Origin of the sequence: Pseudomonas sp. OE 28.3, from assembly GCF_014268205.2 — a bacterium.
Taxonomy (GTDB): domain Bacteria; phylum Pseudomonadota; class Gammaproteobacteria; order Pseudomonadales; family Pseudomonadaceae; genus Aquipseudomonas; species Aquipseudomonas edaphica.
In genome coordinates, this window is sequence record NZ_CP077082.1 from 3,900,176 (window position 1) to 3,915,544 (window position 15,369).

Annotated in this window: 15 protein-coding genes; 2 read left to right on the forward strand and 13 right to left on the reverse strand. The window is 61.9% G+C overall.

The annotated features are described in order from the left end of the window. Positions 1–34 precede the first annotated feature (34 nt). Together HU759_RS17310 and HU759_RS17315 are read left to right on the forward strand one after the other, a co-directional pair. On the forward strand, positions 35–1,843 hold the full coding sequence (locus tag HU759_RS17310; RefSeq protein ID WP_017139633.1) for a monovalent cation:proton antiporter-2 (CPA2) family protein: 1,809 nt from the start codon (positions 35–37) through the stop codon (positions 1,841–1,843). A 72-nt stretch (positions 1,844–1,915) separates the two neighbouring features. Continuing rightward, positions 1,916–2,473, forward strand: coding sequence for a hypothetical protein (locus HU759_RS17315; RefSeq protein WP_017139634.1), 558 nt, complete (start codon positions 1,916–1,918; stop codon positions 2,471–2,473). A 72-nt stretch (positions 2,474–2,545) separates the two neighbouring features. Here HU759_RS17315 and HU759_RS17320 read toward each other — a convergent pair whose 3' ends face one another. The 13 genes from HU759_RS17320 to HU759_RS17380 all read right to left on the reverse strand — a co-directional run bounded on the left by HU759_RS17320 (position 2,546) and on the right by HU759_RS17380 (position 14,801). Beyond that, entirely contained in the window at positions 2,546–3,265 is a 720-nt protein-coding gene (locus HU759_RS17320; RefSeq protein ID WP_017139635.1) for an alpha/beta fold hydrolase, read from the reverse strand. An 11-nt stretch (positions 3,266–3,276) separates the two neighbouring features. Further along, a complete protein-coding gene (cobF, locus tag HU759_RS17325; protein ID WP_017139636.1) occupies positions 3,277–4,032 on the reverse strand; it encodes a precorrin-6A synthase (deacetylating) in 756 nt (251 codons plus the stop codon). A 9-nt stretch (positions 4,033–4,041) separates the two neighbouring features. Then, complete coding sequence (locus tag HU759_RS17330; RefSeq protein ID WP_186617754.1) at positions 4,042–4,632, reverse strand: histidine phosphatase family protein; 591 nt, start codon at positions 4,630–4,632, stop codon at positions 4,042–4,044. A gap of 105 nt (positions 4,633–4,737) precedes the next feature. Beyond that, positions 4,738–5,718 carry a LysR family transcriptional regulator gene (locus tag HU759_RS17335; RefSeq protein WP_017139638.1) on the reverse strand — a complete coding sequence of 327 codons (981 nt, stop codon included), beginning with the start codon at positions 5,716–5,718 and terminating at the stop codon, positions 4,738–4,740. A gap of 53 nt (positions 5,719–5,771) precedes the next feature. Further along, positions 5,772–6,713 carry a peptidylprolyl isomerase gene (locus HU759_RS17340; RefSeq protein WP_186617711.1) on the reverse strand — a complete coding sequence of 314 codons (942 nt, stop codon included), beginning with the start codon at positions 6,711–6,713 and terminating at the stop codon, positions 5,772–5,774. Continuing rightward, on the reverse strand, positions 6,710–7,189 hold the full coding sequence (locus tag HU759_RS17345; protein ID WP_170039719.1) for a YbjN domain-containing protein: 480 nt from the start codon (positions 7,187–7,189) through the stop codon (positions 6,710–6,712). The genes HU759_RS17340 and HU759_RS17345 overlap by 4 nt, the downstream gene beginning before the upstream one ends. 19 nt (positions 7,190–7,208) lie before the next feature. Further along, a complete protein-coding gene (locus tag HU759_RS17350) occupies positions 7,209–7,838 on the reverse strand; it encodes a hypothetical protein (protein ID WP_017139641.1) in 630 nt (209 codons plus the stop codon). Positions 7,839–7,856: 18 nt separating this feature from the next. Next, complete coding sequence (locus HU759_RS17355; RefSeq protein WP_186617709.1) at positions 7,857–9,557, reverse strand: putative porin; 1,701 nt, start codon at positions 9,555–9,557, stop codon at positions 7,857–7,859. A gap of 42 nt (positions 9,558–9,599) precedes the next feature. Beyond that, on the reverse strand, positions 9,600–10,301 hold the full coding sequence (locus HU759_RS17360) for an energy transducer TonB (RefSeq protein ID WP_176991099.1): 702 nt from the start codon (positions 10,299–10,301) through the stop codon (positions 9,600–9,602). Between the two features lie 3 nt (positions 10,302–10,304). Continuing rightward, positions 10,305–10,730: a biopolymer transporter ExbD gene (locus tag HU759_RS17365; RefSeq protein WP_017139644.1), complete on the reverse strand. Its 426-nt coding sequence runs from the start codon at positions 10,728–10,730 to the stop codon at positions 10,305–10,307. 11 nt (positions 10,731–10,741) lie between these two features. Then, on the reverse strand, positions 10,742–12,541 hold the full coding sequence (locus HU759_RS17370; protein ID WP_186617708.1) for a MotA/TolQ/ExbB proton channel family protein: 1,800 nt from the start codon (positions 12,539–12,541) through the stop codon (positions 10,742–10,744). Positions 12,542–12,564: 23 nt separating this feature from the next. Continuing rightward, positions 12,565–14,145 carry a ShlB/FhaC/HecB family hemolysin secretion/activation protein gene (locus tag HU759_RS17375; protein ID WP_017139646.1) on the reverse strand — a complete coding sequence of 527 codons (1,581 nt, stop codon included), beginning with the start codon at positions 14,143–14,145 and terminating at the stop codon, positions 12,565–12,567. A gap of 62 nt (positions 14,146–14,207) precedes the next feature. Then, positions 14,208–14,801 carry a transposase gene (locus HU759_RS17380; RefSeq protein ID WP_017139647.1) on the reverse strand — a complete coding sequence of 198 codons (594 nt, stop codon included), beginning with the start codon at positions 14,799–14,801 and terminating at the stop codon, positions 14,208–14,210. Between the last annotated feature and the right edge of the window lie 568 nt (positions 14,802–15,369).

Below are 15,369 nucleotides of genomic sequence, written 5' to 3' on the forward strand. Positions count from 1 at the left end.
CTGTTGATTCGCTTTAAAGATCTGGGAGATCTCAATGCCCCATGAAGGCAACCTGTTACAAGCAGCCGTGGTGTTCCTGCTCGCCGCTGTGTTGACCGTGCCTTTGGCCAAGCGCCTGCAATTGGGCGCCGTGCTGGGCTATCTGTTTGCCGGTGTGATCATCGGCCCGTCCGTGCTGGGCCTGGTGGGCAACCCGCAGAGCGTGGCGCAATTTTCTGAACTGGGCGTGGTGTTGCTGCTGTTTATCATCGGCCTGGAGCTGTCGCCCAAACGTTTATGGGTGATGCGCAAGGCGGTGTTCGGCGTCGGCCTGGCCCAGGTGGTGCTCACCGGCGTGGTGATGGGCGTGGCGGCGCTGTGGCTATTTGGTCAGCCGTGGAACAGTGCAATCGTGCTGGGCCTGGGCCTGGCGCTGTCCTCCACTGCCTTTGGCCTGCAAAGCCTGGCCGAACGCAAGGAACTCAACCAGCCCCACGGGCGCCTGGCCTTTGCCATCCTGCTGTTCCAGGACATCGCGGCGATCCCGCTGATCGCCATGGTGCCGCTGCTGGCCGGCAGCGATCACCCGACGACCGAAGCCCAGGGCGTGCAACACGTGCTGCAGATTCTGGGCAGCATCGCCGTGGTGATCATCGGTGGGCGCTACCTGTTGCGCCCGGTGTTTCGCATCGTCGCCAAGACCGGCCTGCGCGAAGTGTCCACCGCCACCGCGCTGCTGGTCGTTATCGGCACCGCGTGGCTGATGGAACTGGTGGGTGTGTCCATGGCCCTCGGTGCCTTCCTCGCCGGGCTGCTGCTGGCCGATTCGGAATATCGCCACGAGCTGGAATCCCAGATCGAGCCGTTCAAGGGCCTGCTGCTGGGCCTGTTTTTTATCAGCGTGGGCATGGGCGCCAACCTCAGCCTGCTGCTCAGCACGCCGTTGATGGTGATCGGGCTGACCTTGCTGCTGATCGGCCTGAAACTGCCGCTGCTGTACGCCGTGGGCCGGCTGGTGGGTGACCTCAACCGCGAAAGCGCCTTGCGCCTCGGTATCGTGCTGGCGGCGGGTGGTGAGTTTGCCTTTGTGGTGTTCAAGATCGGCCGCGACCAGGGCCTGTTCGAGCCGCACCTTTACGATGTGCTGGTGCTGACCATCACCTTGTCGATGGCGGTGACGCCGCTGCTGTTGCTGGTGTGCCCCAAGCTGTTCAAACACAAGGCCAAGACCGTGGAGGTGCCGGAGGAATACCGCACCATCGAAAGCGATGCGCCCCGCGTGGTGATCGCCGGCATGGGCCGTATGGGCCAGATCGTCGCGCGGATCCTGCGCGCGCAAAACATCTCGTTCATTGCCCTCGACACCTCGGTGGAAACCATCGAGCTGACCCGCAGCTTCGGCGGCATGCCGGTGTTCTACGGCGACCCGCAGCGCCCGGAAATCCTACATGCAGCCAAGGTCGACCAAGCCGAGTTTTTTGTGATCGCCATGGACGACCCGGAAATAAATATCAAGACCGCCGCCCTGGTGCGCAGCCTTTATCCGCACATGAAAATCATCGCCCGCGCACGTAACCGCCAGCACGTTCACCGCCTGGTCGACCTGGACGCCTCGCCGGTGCGCGAGACCTTCTACTCCAGCCTGGAAATGAGCCGTCGCACCCTGGTCGGCCTCGGCTTGAGCCAGGCCCAGGCCGATGCACGCATTGATCGATTCAAAAACCACGACCACCAGTTACTCGCCGCTCAACACGCGGTGTATGACGACGCGGCCAAAGTATTGCAATCGGCCCAGGAAGCCCGCACGGAACTGGCGCGGCTGTTCGAGATGGACCGGCTTCAAGAGGAGTCCGACAAGGTGTGAACTTAGGGATGAACGATATTGCGAAATTTCTGACAGAATACGCCGCAATTTCGTTCATCCCTGGAGCGTTTCATGGCCACTTTCACCAAGACCGCCGTCCTGCTGGCCCTTGCGCTTACCGCCGGTAGCGTGTTCGCCGCCAGCAAGTCCCCTGCCACCCAGACCATCTCGACCTTGGGCGGCAAGTTCACCTTCAACCTGCCCAAGGCTTTCGTCGCTGACACGTTGCCGACTGGCAAGGTCGAGGATGGCACCGCCGACACCCAAGGCACGCTGTACGCGAACTCGACCACGAAAAGTGTCGTGATCGTCGCCGAAACCGTGCGCAACGATGGGGCAACCATCAAGGACAATGACCCGCAGTTTCTCGATGGTGCCGTGGCGGACTTCGTCAAGGACCAGAGCGCTGCCCTGCCCGACTTCAAGAAGCAAAACGAGAAGAAGCTGACCTTCAAAGGCCTGGGCCTGCGCCAGGTGGACAGTACGGCGACCCAAGGCGGTGGCAAGACCCTGAACTCCACGTTCCTCGGCGGTTCGGGCAACCATCTGCTGGTGATCCAGGCGATTTCGCGGGCGGATGACGTGAAGGGGCATGCTGAGCTGGTGAAGCAGATTACCGGCGGCAAGTAACCTGGTTTAACAAACAACACACATCAACTGTGGGAGCTGGCTTGCCTGCTCCCACATTGTTTAACCGCGTTTTTACTTCAAACTATTTTCCAGCCAGGCTTTGAGGTCCTGTATTTCAGCCGCGCTCACGGTATGCGGCATGCCCATATACCCATGAAACTCAGGCTTCAGCCCCAGCCCCAGCAACACCTCATTGGCGCGGGTGGCCGACGCATACGGCAGCGCCTGGTCCAAGGTGCCATGGCCGATAAAAATCGCCAGCTTATTCAATGACTCATCAGGCTTGAGCTCAGCCTTGAGCACCGGCAACACGCTGCCACTCAGCGCCGCAATCCCGCGCACCATGGCAGGCTTTCGCAAGCCCACCTCATACGCCATGATCGCGCCCTGGCTGAACCCCACCAGGAACACCCGATCGCTTTGAGTGTGGTACTTGGCCGTGGCCTTGCTGACAAAGTTTTCAATCAGCTGGGCGCTGCGCTGCAAATCCGCCGTCTCGCCGTCGTAATCACCCTCCCCGGGCTTCTTGGCAAACCAGCGATAACCACTGGGGTCCACCGGCATCGGCGCGCGGGCCGACAAATAGGTCCAGGTGGACGGCAACGCGTCCTTGATGCCAAACAAGTCTTCTTCGTTGCTGCCAAACCCGTGCAGGAAGATCACCAGGGGTTGGTTGCGCGCATCACTCTGCGTCTGCTCCAGGTAGGCCAACGGCAAGTCCGTGTGCAAGGCATCATCGGCGTGGGCGGCACCGGCGACTAACGCCAGCGCCAGGGCGAACAGTTTGAACATGGGCATCAACCTCAGGGTTTGCGCAACAGATACGTGTCCATGATCCAGCCATTCTCCAGGCGCGCAGCCTTGCGCACCCGTTGGATTTCGTCGGCCACTTCACTGACTTTGCCGCTGATCAGTATTTCATCCGGCGTGCCCAGGTAGGCTCCCCAGTAAATATCCATATCCTGGTCGGCCACAGTGCGGTAGGAGTCCTCGGCATCAAGCATCACCACCAAGGTATCGGCATCACTTGCCTGCCCCGCCGCCAGCCGGCGCCCGGTGGTGATCTCGATCGAGCGGCCGATACGGTTGAGCGCCACCTTATGCTGAGCCGCCAGGGCCTGCACGCTGGTGATGCCGGGGATCACTTCGAACTCAAACTCACAACGGCCGCTGGCCAGAATCGCCTGCAGGATGCGGATGGTGCTGTCGTACAGCGCAGGGTCGCCCCACGCCAGGAAAGCGCCCACTTCACCGTCGGCCATTTGCTCGTTGATCATGCGCTCGAAGGTCAGCTGCTTGTCGCGGTTCAGGTCCTGCACGGCGGTGGTGTAGTCGATATCACCGCGCACGCGCTCGGGGCAGTCGGCCTCGACGAAACGGTAACCGGGCTCGGTGATGTAGGTTTCGCAGATCTCACGGCGCAGGTCGATCAACTTGTCTTTGCTCTGGCCCTTGTCCATCAAAAAAAACACGTCGGTGCGGTTCAGCGCCTTTACGGCCTGCATCGTGATGTAGTCAGGGTTGCCGGCGCCAATGCCGATGATCAGGATGCGTTTCATGGGGTGCTCTCATTGCGGGGCGTGGATTTTGCCATGTTCATGGCACTCGGCGTGAGTTTCCAGGCGCAGGCGCCATACAGTGTTGAAGCGCAGCTCGGTGGCGGACAGCGGCTCGACGTCGATCAAGTAGAACTTCGAGAGAGGAAATTGCATGACGTACAGCAAGGCGGCACGGATCACGAAGGGGTGGGTGACGGCCACGACATGGCCGGGGTGGCTTTCGAGGGATTTGATCCAGTGCCCAACCCGCGTGCAGAGCTGCTCTACCGATTCACCGCCATGGGGTGCGGCGGCGCTGTCGGTCATCCAGGCCGCCAAGGCGTCGGGGGCCAATTGATCGATGGCCTGGCCTTTCCAGGCGCCGAAATCAACATCACGCAAAGCATTTTCGATCTGCGCGTCGGCACCGAACAGGCCCGCCGTCTGAAGGCTTCTGGCCTCGGGCGCGCTGACTAACCGCATGGTTTTCTTGAAACGCCCGGCCAGGGATAACGCCGCTCCTTGCCAATCCATCGCGACAGACTCGTCATCGGGAAAACGCCCGCGCTTTTGCAGCGGCGTGACGGCATGGCAAATCAAGGTCAACCGGGTGGCCTGCATCACTCTTCACTCTGTTTCATGGCGCAGTCCGCGGAGACTGGCGAGGTTGTCTCGATATATTACAACACACATGAAACAGGATGCCTCTCGGTACTCAGCAGCCCATCAATCAAACCACTCCCGCCGCCCTTCAAACGTCCCCACAATCAGCTCCACCACCATCCGTACCGCTTCAGCATCATGCGCCTGGGCATTCACCGCCAGCCACACCTGACGCTGCATGGTCTCGCCCATCAACCCGGGCAACGCCACCAACCCACGGTCGAAGCTGCCCATGTAGTGCGGCAGCAGGCCAATGCACGCGCCGCAACGAATCATCTCCAGCATCAGCGAATAGGCCTGCACTTTCACCACCGCCGCCAAGCGCTGTTCGACCACGCTGTTCCAGGGTTGCAAGGCCTCGACCTGCACATCCGGCTGCCACTGCACCAGCATGTAGTCATCCAGGTCTTCCACACTGTCCGGGCGCGTGGTCAACCGCGAATAGCGCTTGGCGATATGCGGCAAATACTGCAAAAGCGCCAGGCGCCGCGGCGGCTCGGTGGCAAAACTCGGCCCAGGTACCGGCCCGTCGGCATCCGACAGCCATAACACCACGTCCACATCCACCGCCTGCAACGACAATTGGCTGTCGATGGAGATGATCTCCAGACGCACACTGGCATTGCGGCGCAACAACGCGATCAGGTCGCGGCCGAGGATGTCATGCAGGATCGGCTCAGCAACGGCCAGGCGTATCAGCGGCTGTTGCACCATCACCGGCAGGCGCCGCTCGCGAGCCAGGCTCACCAGTTGCGCTTGCAGTTGCAAGCCGTCGCGGCTCAGCGCCAAGCCATTGCCTTGATAGCTGAACAGTGAACGGCGCAGTTGCTCTTCCAACTGCGCCAGGCGCTTGCGCAACAGCGTGGCCTTGATATTCAAACTGCGCGCGGCTTGCATAAAACAGCCACACCGCGCGCTGACCAAAAAGTAGCGCACCACCTCCGGCTCGATCTCCTCTGCCAGGGCCAGCCAGGCGCTGCGCGGCTCGTTTGGCGCGCGATAGGCTGCAGCCCCCTGAGGGCCGGACGGTTCTAAATATGCCATGGGAGACTCCCTGTCGTGTCGGTCGATACATCCAGTGCCAAGCCAGGCCGGTGTTATTCCAGCACCTTGTTCAGCTCGGCACCGTCAATGCTCAAGGTCGCGGTATTGAGCATGCCTTCCAGGTAGGCCTTGGCGATCTGTTCCTGGCGTTGGGCGCGCAAGGCTTGGGTGAGGCGTTCGCGCAGCTCATCAAGGCTGGCGGTGCGTGCCGGTTGCTGGCCGGTCAGTTTGAGCACATGAAAACCGGCCGCGCTTTGCAGCGCATCCGACACCGCGCCGACTTTGAGGCGCGAAACCACGCCACGTACTTCCGGCACCAGTTGCTGCAACGGTTGCAACCCGGAGTCACCGCCTTGTTGAGCGGTGCCAGGGTCCTGGGAGTATTGCGTGGCCAGGGCGGCAAATTCAGCCGGTGCAGCCTGGGCCTTGCGGCTCAGTTCCTGGGCCTGGCGGCGCACGCTGTCGAGGTTTTGCGGGTCATTGACGGCGAGGAAAATCTGGCTGACCCGGTACAACGGCGGCGTCATCCATTGGGCCTTGCCGCTGTCGTAGGCCTGCTGCAATTCAGCTGCGCTGGGGTAGTCGGCCGGCACTTGGCTGACCGACAGCATGTAGTCACGGAACACTATCTGCTCAGTGGCGGCGCGGGTCTGCTGCTCCACCTCCGGGCGCTGACGCCAGCCCTGGGCATCCGCCTGTTCGAGCACGGCTTTTTGCGCCAGGCGTGAACGAATCCAGGCTTCCAGTGCGCCACGGTTGCCGCGCAGTTGTTCGCGGGTTTCAGCCGGCAAGCCGGCCAATACGCGTTGCAGTTCAGGCAGGTCGATCTGCTGGTTACCCAGGCGCGCCACCGCCGGGCCTGCGCCTTCGGTGTTCACGCCCGGCGCCGGCTGCTGAGCGGCGACCGGGTCAGCACCCGGTCGCAGACTCAACCCTATCGCCACGACCAGCAATGTCAGCGCACCGGCGCCGACCAGCAGGGTTGGTTTTTTCACAGGACAGGCGCCTCTTCATCCACTGGCGCAGCGCTAGCCTGGGCCTGCAATTGCGCGGCTTGCTGGCTGTAATCGCGCAGGTACACGATAAATTCCTGCAGCAGTCGGTCCCACAATTCCAGTTGGCTGCGCAGGTGCGCGGCGCCCACGCCGGCCACCACCACGTCCATTTCCATCAGCAAAAATTCACCCTGCAACGACAGGCGGGCAAAGCGCCGCGAGGCGTTCCACACCTCGGCCAGCCCCTTGGGCAGTTCACCTTGTACTCGCAGCGCGCAGCTGTAGGTGAAGTCCACGTAGCTGCCCTGCTCGGCCGCCGCGTTACCAAAACGCACGGCAAAACCGATGCCCTGGCTGGCGCTGAGCAGTTGCACGATGCCGTTCTGTTCGGTCTGGTTGACCCGGTAGCCGGCTTCCTGCAGCAACTCGGTGAGGCTTTGCGGGGTGACGCTGGAGATCAGTTGAACATCGCTCATAGTGTCTCTTCCTTGTTGATCATTGATTAAGGGCGGTGTGCGGAGCATCAAACCGATTAAGGTATAGCTCATCTCCAAAACCCTGGGCCAGTTCCTCGAACTTGACCCGCGCGCTGCTGGCGAACGGCTGGCGGATGCTCATCACCTCGGCCACGTCGATTTTTTCGTAAGCCGCCAGCAGTTGCCGGGCCACGCCGTACATCTGTTGATTCTTGGCTGAACATTGCTGCACTTGTGTGTCACGTTCGCTCAGTTGCGCCTGCAGGCGGGCACGTTCGGTTTCCTTGCCCTTGGCCAAAACCAAGAGCTCGTCATAGGCCTTCTTGAACTTGCCGATCTGTTCATTGCTCGCCGTCACCTGGGCTTGCGCCTGGCTGTGCAGGCTCTGTTGCTGGCCGGCCAATTGCTCGGCCGCACCCCGGGCCTTTTCCAGCTCGGCCGTCAATTGCTTGATCTGCGCCTGGGCCTGCTTGGCCTGTGCTTCGGCGGCGATACGCGCGGCACTGGCCTGGGCCTGCTCGCTTTGCAACGCCTGCAACTGTTGGGTGGTGCTACGCAGTTGAGTGCGCAGGCGCTCCTCCATGCCTTCGGCCGAAGCGCCCGTGGCCACCAGCACCAGCAACAGCCCGCCTAAGATTCGCGTGTTCATGTGGCATCTCCCTGCGCATCAAAAGCGCGTGTTGAGTTCCAGTTGCATCACATCCACTTCAAACGGCGCGCCATACACTTCGGAGGCGCTCAACCAACGGGCGCTGGCGTAGATGTTCTTGTCGATGCCGTAGTTGCCGCCCACGAAATAGCCCTTGGCGTTGGTGCCGCCCAGGTGAAACGAGGAATCATTGAAACCATCCGGCAAGGCGTCGGGCTGGATGTATTTGTAGCCGGCCAACAGGTTCCAGTCGCCGCGCTTGCGCATCTCGAACGCGTTGCCGAGGGTGAACTGCACCATCGCCGCATTGCCGCCGCTTTCAAACTGGCCCTTGCTGTTGATGTTGTTGACGATCTGGCCTTCGCTGCGCTTGAGCATCTCGCCCTTGTCGTAGGCCAGGTTGTGGATGTAGTTGCCTTGGGTGCGCAACTTGAAGTCGCTGGGCAGCTCGGCGTCCCAGGCCAGGTTCAGGTCGAGCACGTCGAACTTGGAGGCCAGGCCCACAAACTGCGGCTGCGGGGTCAACCCAGGTGTGGCCGGGTTGGGGGTGATATCGCGCAGCAGGAACACGCTGTTGCCCTTTTGCATAAAGGCCAGGCGCGAGCCGTCGCTGTCGCAGGCGGGTTGGCCGGCCCACGGCCTGCACGGGCTGGAGCGTTGGCCTTCGATATCGTCGAAGTGGTAGTACGCCATCGCACCCTTGAGGCTGTTGCTGCGGTTGATCTTCCAGTTGGCGCCAACCTGGCCGCCGAACAGCCATTTGGTGTCGCTGTCTTCCTTGTCGAAACCGTTGCTGCTGGACGCGTCGGAGGTGTACTCCACGGGGAATACGCCGAGGGTGCCGAATACGCCCCACTCGCTGTTCAGCGCATGGTTGAAGTTGGCCGCAATACCATCGAAGTTCAGGTCCGGCGAGTACAAAATGTCGGTGGAATAGAACGGGTTGGCGAAACGCCCGGCGGTGAGGGTCACGTCCGGGGTGGCTTTCCAGCTCAGGTAACCCTGGTCGAGCCAGATGTCCTTTTTACCGAAGCCGCCGCCCAGGGTCTGGGTGGTGGACACCGGGTTATTGTCCGAGCCGGTGCCGATGCGGATACCGGCGGTCCACTCCGGCGTAATCAGCGCTTTCATGCCCAGGCGAGCGCGCAGGCGAAACAGGTTTTCGCGGTCTTTATTGGCGTTAAGTAAGGGCGGCAACTTGGTGTTGGTGTCTTTGTTGACGTCATACGGGCCGCTTTCATTGAGCTTGGCGTAGTCGACGATTTCGTTGCTGTTGTTGCCCGAGAAGTAGCGCGACTCGTCACGCAGGCGAATATCGCCGTCGAAGCTGACACGCGACACCCAGTCCGGGAAAGTATTGGGCTGCGCCCAGTTTTCCTGCTTGGCGGTGGCCATGACTTCGGCCTTGACCTGGTCACGGATCTGGTCACGCACCGCTTGCGGCACGTACTGCACGCGCACATCACCAGGCGCCGCCGTCGGGCCGCTGGCAACCACCGGCGCAGCAGCGGCTTGCCGGGCCTGCAGGGCTTGTTGTTCGGCCTGGGCGATCAGCCCGTTGGCGGCGTCCTGGGTCAGCACACCTTGCTGCACCAGCAGGCGGATCAGGTTGATCGTGACGTTTTCCGACGGTGCAACCGGGGCAGCCGTCGCCTGGCCAACCAGGGTCGCGATGACCATGCCGACCGCCAGGGTCAGTCGATTCACGGGGGAAATCATGTATACGCAACTCCTGTAAAAACCTGCAAGAAATGGGTGTGATCAATCCGGGCGTCGGCCCTTGAGCGACAGGCGCACCGGCATCGTCACGGCTGCTGGAACGCGTTGTGTGGCATGGGTTGCGCGCAAGGCGGCGAGCACTTGCGCGTCGGTCTCGGCATCGCCGCTGGACTTCACCAGCTCTGCACGCACAACCTCGCCTGCGGCGCTCAGCCACAAATCGGCCTGCACCGCATAAGCTTTTTTGCGTAACTCGGGGTCATCCCTCAGCAGCCGTTGAAACAGCCCCGCCAGGTACTGCTTGTAAGTACCGGTGCCCAAGCCGCCGCCACCGGAACCGGCCATGCCGCCGCCCTTGCCGGCGCCGATGTTGAACGCGTCGTTGCCGGACTGCGCATCGCCATCGATCTGCATCGGATTGGCCAAGTCATCGGCGGGCGAAGGCGGGGCTTCTTGCGCCGGCTTGACCTCTTCGGGCTCAGGCGTGGGCACCGGCTCCGGGATTTTTTCTTCAACCTTGGGCTCGGGCTCCTTGGGTTTTTCCGGTGGTGGCGGCGGCGGTGGCGGCAACGGGATAATGGTCGGCACCTTCGGCGCTTCGCGGCGCACGCCACTCATGTCATTGGCCCACTGCCACAGGAACCAGGCCGCCAGGGCGGCCAGCAGCAGGCCAGCGCCCCACTTCAGCGGGCGCAGCAGCTTGTTCTTCACGGGCATGGGCGGGATCGGCATCTGTGCGGTCATGGTTCAACCCTGGCTCGGCTTGCCGGTGACCAGCCCGACCTGGGACAGCTCCAGCCGGCGCAGCAAGTCGAGCACCTCGATCACCTTCTGGTACTGCACCATGGCGTCGCCGCGCACAATCACCGGGAAGTCCGGGTTCTGCGCCTTCTCGATGCGCAGGCGCTCCTCCAGCTCGCCCAGCGTCACCGGGTAGGCGTCGAGAAACACCTGGCCGCCGTCGTTGACGGAGATGGCCTTGGTCTTGGCCTCGGACAGCGACACCGAAGCACTCGCCTTGGGCAAGTGGATCTGGATACCCGACACCTGGGCGGTGGCGGTGAGGATAAACATCACCAGCACCACCATCAGCACGTCCACCAGGGGCGTGATGTTAATAGTGTCGACGGCGGCGTCATCGTCATCGTCGTGGGCGGCATTTACGGAAGCCATGCTGATTCTCCTCAGGCCGGAACGGAGGCGTGGTGGCCGCGCGAGTGGGCGGCTTCACTGAACTGGCTCTCGCCGTGCATTTCCGCCAGGCGGGTGATGAACTCATCGACAAATACGCGCATATCGGCGCTGACTTCCTTGTTGCGCGTGATCAGGCGGTTGTAGCCAAACAGCGCCGGGATCGCCACGAACAGGCCCATGGCCGTGGCCAGCAAGGCGGCCGCCATGCCGGGGGCGATGGCATTGATGTTCACATCACCGGCCATGGCCGTGCCGAGGAACACCACCATGATCCCCAGCACCGTACCCAGCAGACCGATGTAAGGGCCGCCGGCGATGGCATTGGAAAGGGTCGACAATTTCGAGCTCAGGGCCTGGTTTTCGCGGGTACGCACGCCGTCCATGGAGCAGCGGATGGCTTCGATGGTGGCCGCCGAAACCGATGAGGTATCTGCGCCCTGGGCACGGCGGGTGCGGATCTCCTTGACCGCCACCAGGTACAGGCGCCAGAGCGAAGAGTGGCCCAGGCGCTCGGCCAGTTGGGCGTCATCGGCATACATTTCCAGGCGGGTGCCGATCTGCGCAAAGTGCTCACGGAAGATCTCGTTGGCACTGCTCACGCGGCCGACCTGACGGTTCTTGCGCAGCATGATGAACCACGACTGAATCATCATCGCCACCAGCACCAGGATGATCACCCAGGCGTCAATCGGCACGGCCTTGAGCAAAAAGCCCAGGCTGCCGAAACCGAAGCCCGACTGTTCTTCATCCACGCCATACGCCACCAGCTTGGATTCGGCGCCCTGGGCGCTCGCATCGGCCAGCAGCAACGCGGCCGGGCGCGACACTTTCGACAGGCGCAACTCATCCATGGCGCCAGCAAACGGCAGGTGCGTACTGCCCGCCTCCGGCACATCGGCACCGATCGCCGTCTGTGTAGTGAAGGCCGGCAGGGCCACGGCCAGGTTCGCGGTTTCACGGCCATTGACGTACAGCGCGACTTTTTCGCCCTCGGCGGTGAACGCCAGGTGTTGCCACTGGCCCGGGTTCAACGGTTGGGTGGAGACCGCGCGCTGGCCGTCGATTTCCACAAACGGCGTGCCTTGGTTCAAGCCCAGCAACAGGCTGTGGGGGCCATCGCGACGGGCCAGGACGATTTGCTCGCCACTGGCCTGGTCCAGGCGCAGCCAGGCACTGAAGGTCAATGCACTGCCGGCGGCGTGTTGCAGGGATGGGCTGGCCGGCAGCATCAGCGGCTGGCCGCCAAACTGCAGGGCGCGGCCGATCACGCCATCGATGCTGGCGCCGGTGGCGTTCAGCGCGGTGTTGCTGTAGGCCGTGGTGTCCCGGGCCGGGGTGCCGTTGGCCCCGTCAAAATGGTAGACGCCGGTGTAGTTCGGATCGAAGGTGAGTTGGCCGTTGGCGATGGCCGGGGCTTTTTGATTGCCGTAGTACATCCAGATTTCCTGGCGCTGGCCGCCTTCGACCTTGGGCACGTCGACCCAGATCAGCGCCATGCCCATCAGCGGGTCGAAGCTTTCGACCTGGTGATTGAACACGGTCTTGTCATCGGCGCTGACAAAGCGCAAATCGCTGCCATCCTCCTTCACCCCATCAAAGGTGAAATTACCGGTGTGCAGGCGCACCAGCAGCGCAGTGCGGCCCAGGGCTTGATTGATGGCCGCGCCTTGGGCGGTGGTGTCCACGGTAATCTGTTTGCGGTAGTGCCAATCGTCCTGCCACCAGGCATGGGCGGTGGCCGGAAGCGCGAAGCCCAGGCAGATCAACAGGCTCAGAAATAGGCGTTGCATGGTGAAGTCTCCGGGAGAAAAGGTCAGAAAGTCGCCTGCACACTGAAGTGCAGTCGCGAGTCCTGTTTCTGGGTGTTCGGTCCATCGAGCAGCGGGTAGCCCCAGTCCAGGCTGCCGGATAACCATTTGCTCAAACTGGCGCGGGTGCCGAGGCCGACACTGGCCAGGCTGTATTCGTCTTCTTGCTCGGCCAACGGCTTTTGCAGGCGCAGGCGCGCGCCTTCGGCGAACGCGTAGAAGCGCCATTCCTGCACGTAGCTGCCAAGAAACTTGGCCAATGAGGGCGTGCGCATTTCCTGGGAGAACAGGAGGCCCTCGTCCCCCGTGCGCTCTGCCGCCAGGTAGCCGCGCACCGAAGTGGCGCCACCGGCGGAATATTGCTCGTTGGACACCAGCGGCCCGGAGGCCAGTTGGAAACCGCCCTTGGTTGCCGATTGCCAATCACTGGCGAAGGTGTAGGTGTACGTCGTGTCGCCTTTAAGCACCGCAAAACTCGGGCTGGCCTTGTAGCGCTTGTATTCGAATTCCTGGGCATCGCTGCCGTAGCCGAAGAACGCACGGGTGCCGACCACCAGGTTCAGGCCCAGGCTGAGGGCCGATTGCTCGCTGTAGCGATAGCCGTTATAGCCGAAGGTGAACGGCGCATATTTGAGCGGCACCTTGTCGGCATTGCTGCCCAATTTGAGCTGCTCGTCGAAGTCCTTGAAGTCCACGCCGAAGGAGAACGAATTGGCCCAGTTATCACTGGCCGGCAGGTTGTAGATCGCCGACACACCGTAGGAATGGCCTTTGCCCAAGACATTGCTGCCGCCGATGGTGGCGATGTTGCTGTCGGACTGGTAGCCGGAGAACTGCAAGGTCCAGCGCTCATCCAGCGGCGCGCTGTAGGAACCCGACCAGACCTTGGCATTGCTGCTGTCCTGGGGCGCGGTGAAGTAGGTCAGCGAGATGCTGTGGCCCAGTTGCCAGAGATTGTCGTAGCCCAGGGTCGCCACCGTGCGCAGCTTCTCGGTGTCGGCGCTGTAGTCGTTGTTCAGGCCGATGCTGGCGTGCCAGGGGTTCTGGTCTTCCACTTGCAGGTCCACGTCCATGGTGCCTGGCCGCGCGCCTTCGCGTACCAGCGGCGTGACCTGGCGCCCGACGCCCCGGTTAAGCCCGGCGAGCTGGGTTTGCACACTGGCAAAATCCGGCACCGCGCCCTCCTTGAGCGCCGGCACGTCTTCACGGATTTCCACCGGCGAATAGTGTTTGGCGCCGACCACGCGCACGCGGCCGACCTTGGTTTCGCTGACTTGCAGGTAGACGATGCCGTCATCGACCTTCTGCTCCGGCAGCTCCACAAACACCGACTGATAGCCACGTGCCTGGTAGATCTTTTGCAGCGCATCGCGAGCGCCTTCGATATCACCGAGGGTCTTTTGCGGGCCCAGGAACGGGTACACCGCTTCCTCGATGGCCGCCGCATCCAGCACGGTATTGCCGCGCACGAAATATTCGTTGACGTCGACCCGCCGCGCTGCGCCCTCCTCCTCGGCCAGCGCGGGTTGGGCCAAGGCCCCCAGCGTCAGGCACAGCGCCAGCGTTGACTTGAACAGATGCTCCACACTGCCCCCTGGTTGTCTAAAAAAGTTGCGCGCCTTCACCGATTGCACGGCGTTCGGCCTGCTCAATTGCTGGTGGTCGAAAGATGGCTGTGCCGGGCCAGCCAGGTGTGCAACAAGGCGAAGTTCAGTGAGAACTCCGGCATGTGCAGCAAGGCGCCACAAAACACTTCACCGATGATTTTCTGGATCAATTGCACCGCCTGCGGGTTGTTCAGCAGGCTGGCGATGTCACGCTGCAGGGCGTGCAGGCTCCACACCTTCTGGGTCAGGTCGAGGCCGACAAACCAGCGAAACAGCAGGTTGTAATTGAGCTGCTCGTGCAGTTGCTGTTCGCTGGGCACCGAATACAGCAGCTGCAGCAACAGGATGTGCACCACGGTGTGCGGCGCGATCAACATGCCCGGCTCGGGCTGGAGCCAGTCGCGGTACTGTTCGAGCACGTCGTCGATCTGCGGGCGCAACAACACCAGCGAGTGGCCCGCCGGAATGTAGCTGGAGACTTCCTTCAAGGCGCCTTGCCAATCGTCCTGGGAGACGATCCACACCCACGGCGCGCCGTAGCGGTATACCGAAACCGGCTTCTTGCGCGCGGCTTCGACGATCTTCGACAGGCGCTGATCGAGCTCCTGCATGCCCACTTTCGAATAACGTTCCATAGTTCCCATTGCCCCACTCCTGGCGTCCTGCTGACGGCTTTGGAGGCGACTTTTGATCGCCTGCAGCGCGTTACATAGGCAAGACGGGAGTGGGTGGGGGCTACCGAACTTTTGTCATGAAAGCTTCATTTGGGATTGGTTCGGGGGCAATTTTTGCTGAGAGATTGTAGGGGGGTATATCCGTTATTCAGGTAACGGCGGCTATTGGTTGCGCTCTTACAGCGGGTCACTTTTGCAAGGACCGGAATGCCGGCCCAGTCAAAAGTAACCAAAAGGTCCTCGCCCCAACACTCGGTGCCTCGCTATGGCTCGGCATGCCCGCAATCCGCCAGTGATTTGGGGGGCGATTTCAGATCAAGATCAAAAGCGCAGATCAAAAGACCGCTGACTTCGTCAGCGAAAAGGATGTAAGAGCAACAGCAACAGCAGAGCCACACTCGATCAAAGGTGGGAGCTGGCTTGCCTGCGATGGCATCAACTCTGTGAACCTGATGTACCGAGGTGTCTGCATCGCAGGCAAGCCAGCTCCCACAGAAAAGCAGTTCTTCAGTGTATTCAGATTGGTTAC

Coding starts and splice junctions, on each gene's coding strand:
- HU759_RS17365 (WP_017139644.1), bottom strand. CDS start 10,730: ATGGCTTCCGTAAATGCCGCCCACGACGATGACGATGACGCCGCCGTC.
- HU759_RS17335 (WP_017139638.1), bottom strand. CDS start 5,718: ATGGCATATTTAGAACCGTCCGGCCCTCAGGGGGCTGCAGCCTATCGC.
- HU759_RS17345 (WP_170039719.1), bottom strand. CDS start 7,189: ATGAGCGATGTTCAACTGATCTCCAGCGTCACCCCGCAAAGCCTCACC.
- HU759_RS17350 (WP_017139641.1), bottom strand. CDS start 7,838: ATGAACACGCGAATCTTAGGCGGGCTGTTGCTGGTGCTGGTGGCCACG.
- HU759_RS17330 (WP_186617754.1), bottom strand. CDS start 4,632: ATGCAGGCCACCCGGTTGACCTTGATTTGCCATGCCGTCACGCCGCTG.
- HU759_RS17360 (WP_176991099.1), bottom strand. CDS start 10,301: ATGACCGCACAGATGCCGATCCCGCCCATGCCCGTGAAGAACAAGCTG.
- HU759_RS17320 (WP_017139635.1), bottom strand. CDS start 3,265: ATGTTCAAACTGTTCGCCCTGGCGCTGGCGTTAGTCGCCGGTGCCGCC.
- HU759_RS17380 (WP_017139647.1), bottom strand. CDS start 14,801: ATGGAACGTTATTCGAAAGTGGGCATGCAGGAGCTCGATCAGCGCCTG.
- HU759_RS17310 (WP_017139633.1), top strand. CDS start 35: ATGCCCCATGAAGGCAACCTGTTACAAGCAGCCGTGGTGTTCCTGCTC.
- HU759_RS17355 (WP_186617709.1), bottom strand. CDS start 9,557: ATGATTTCCCCCGTGAATCGACTGACCCTGGCGGTCGGCATGGTCATC.
- HU759_RS17370 (WP_186617708.1), bottom strand. CDS start 12,541: ATGCAACGCCTATTTCTGAGCCTGTTGATCTGCCTGGGCTTCGCGCTT.
- HU759_RS17315 (WP_017139634.1), top strand. CDS start 1,916: ATGGCCACTTTCACCAAGACCGCCGTCCTGCTGGCCCTTGCGCTTACC.
- cobF (WP_017139636.1), bottom strand. CDS start 4,032: ATGAAACGCATCCTGATCATCGGCATTGGCGCCGGCAACCCTGACTAC.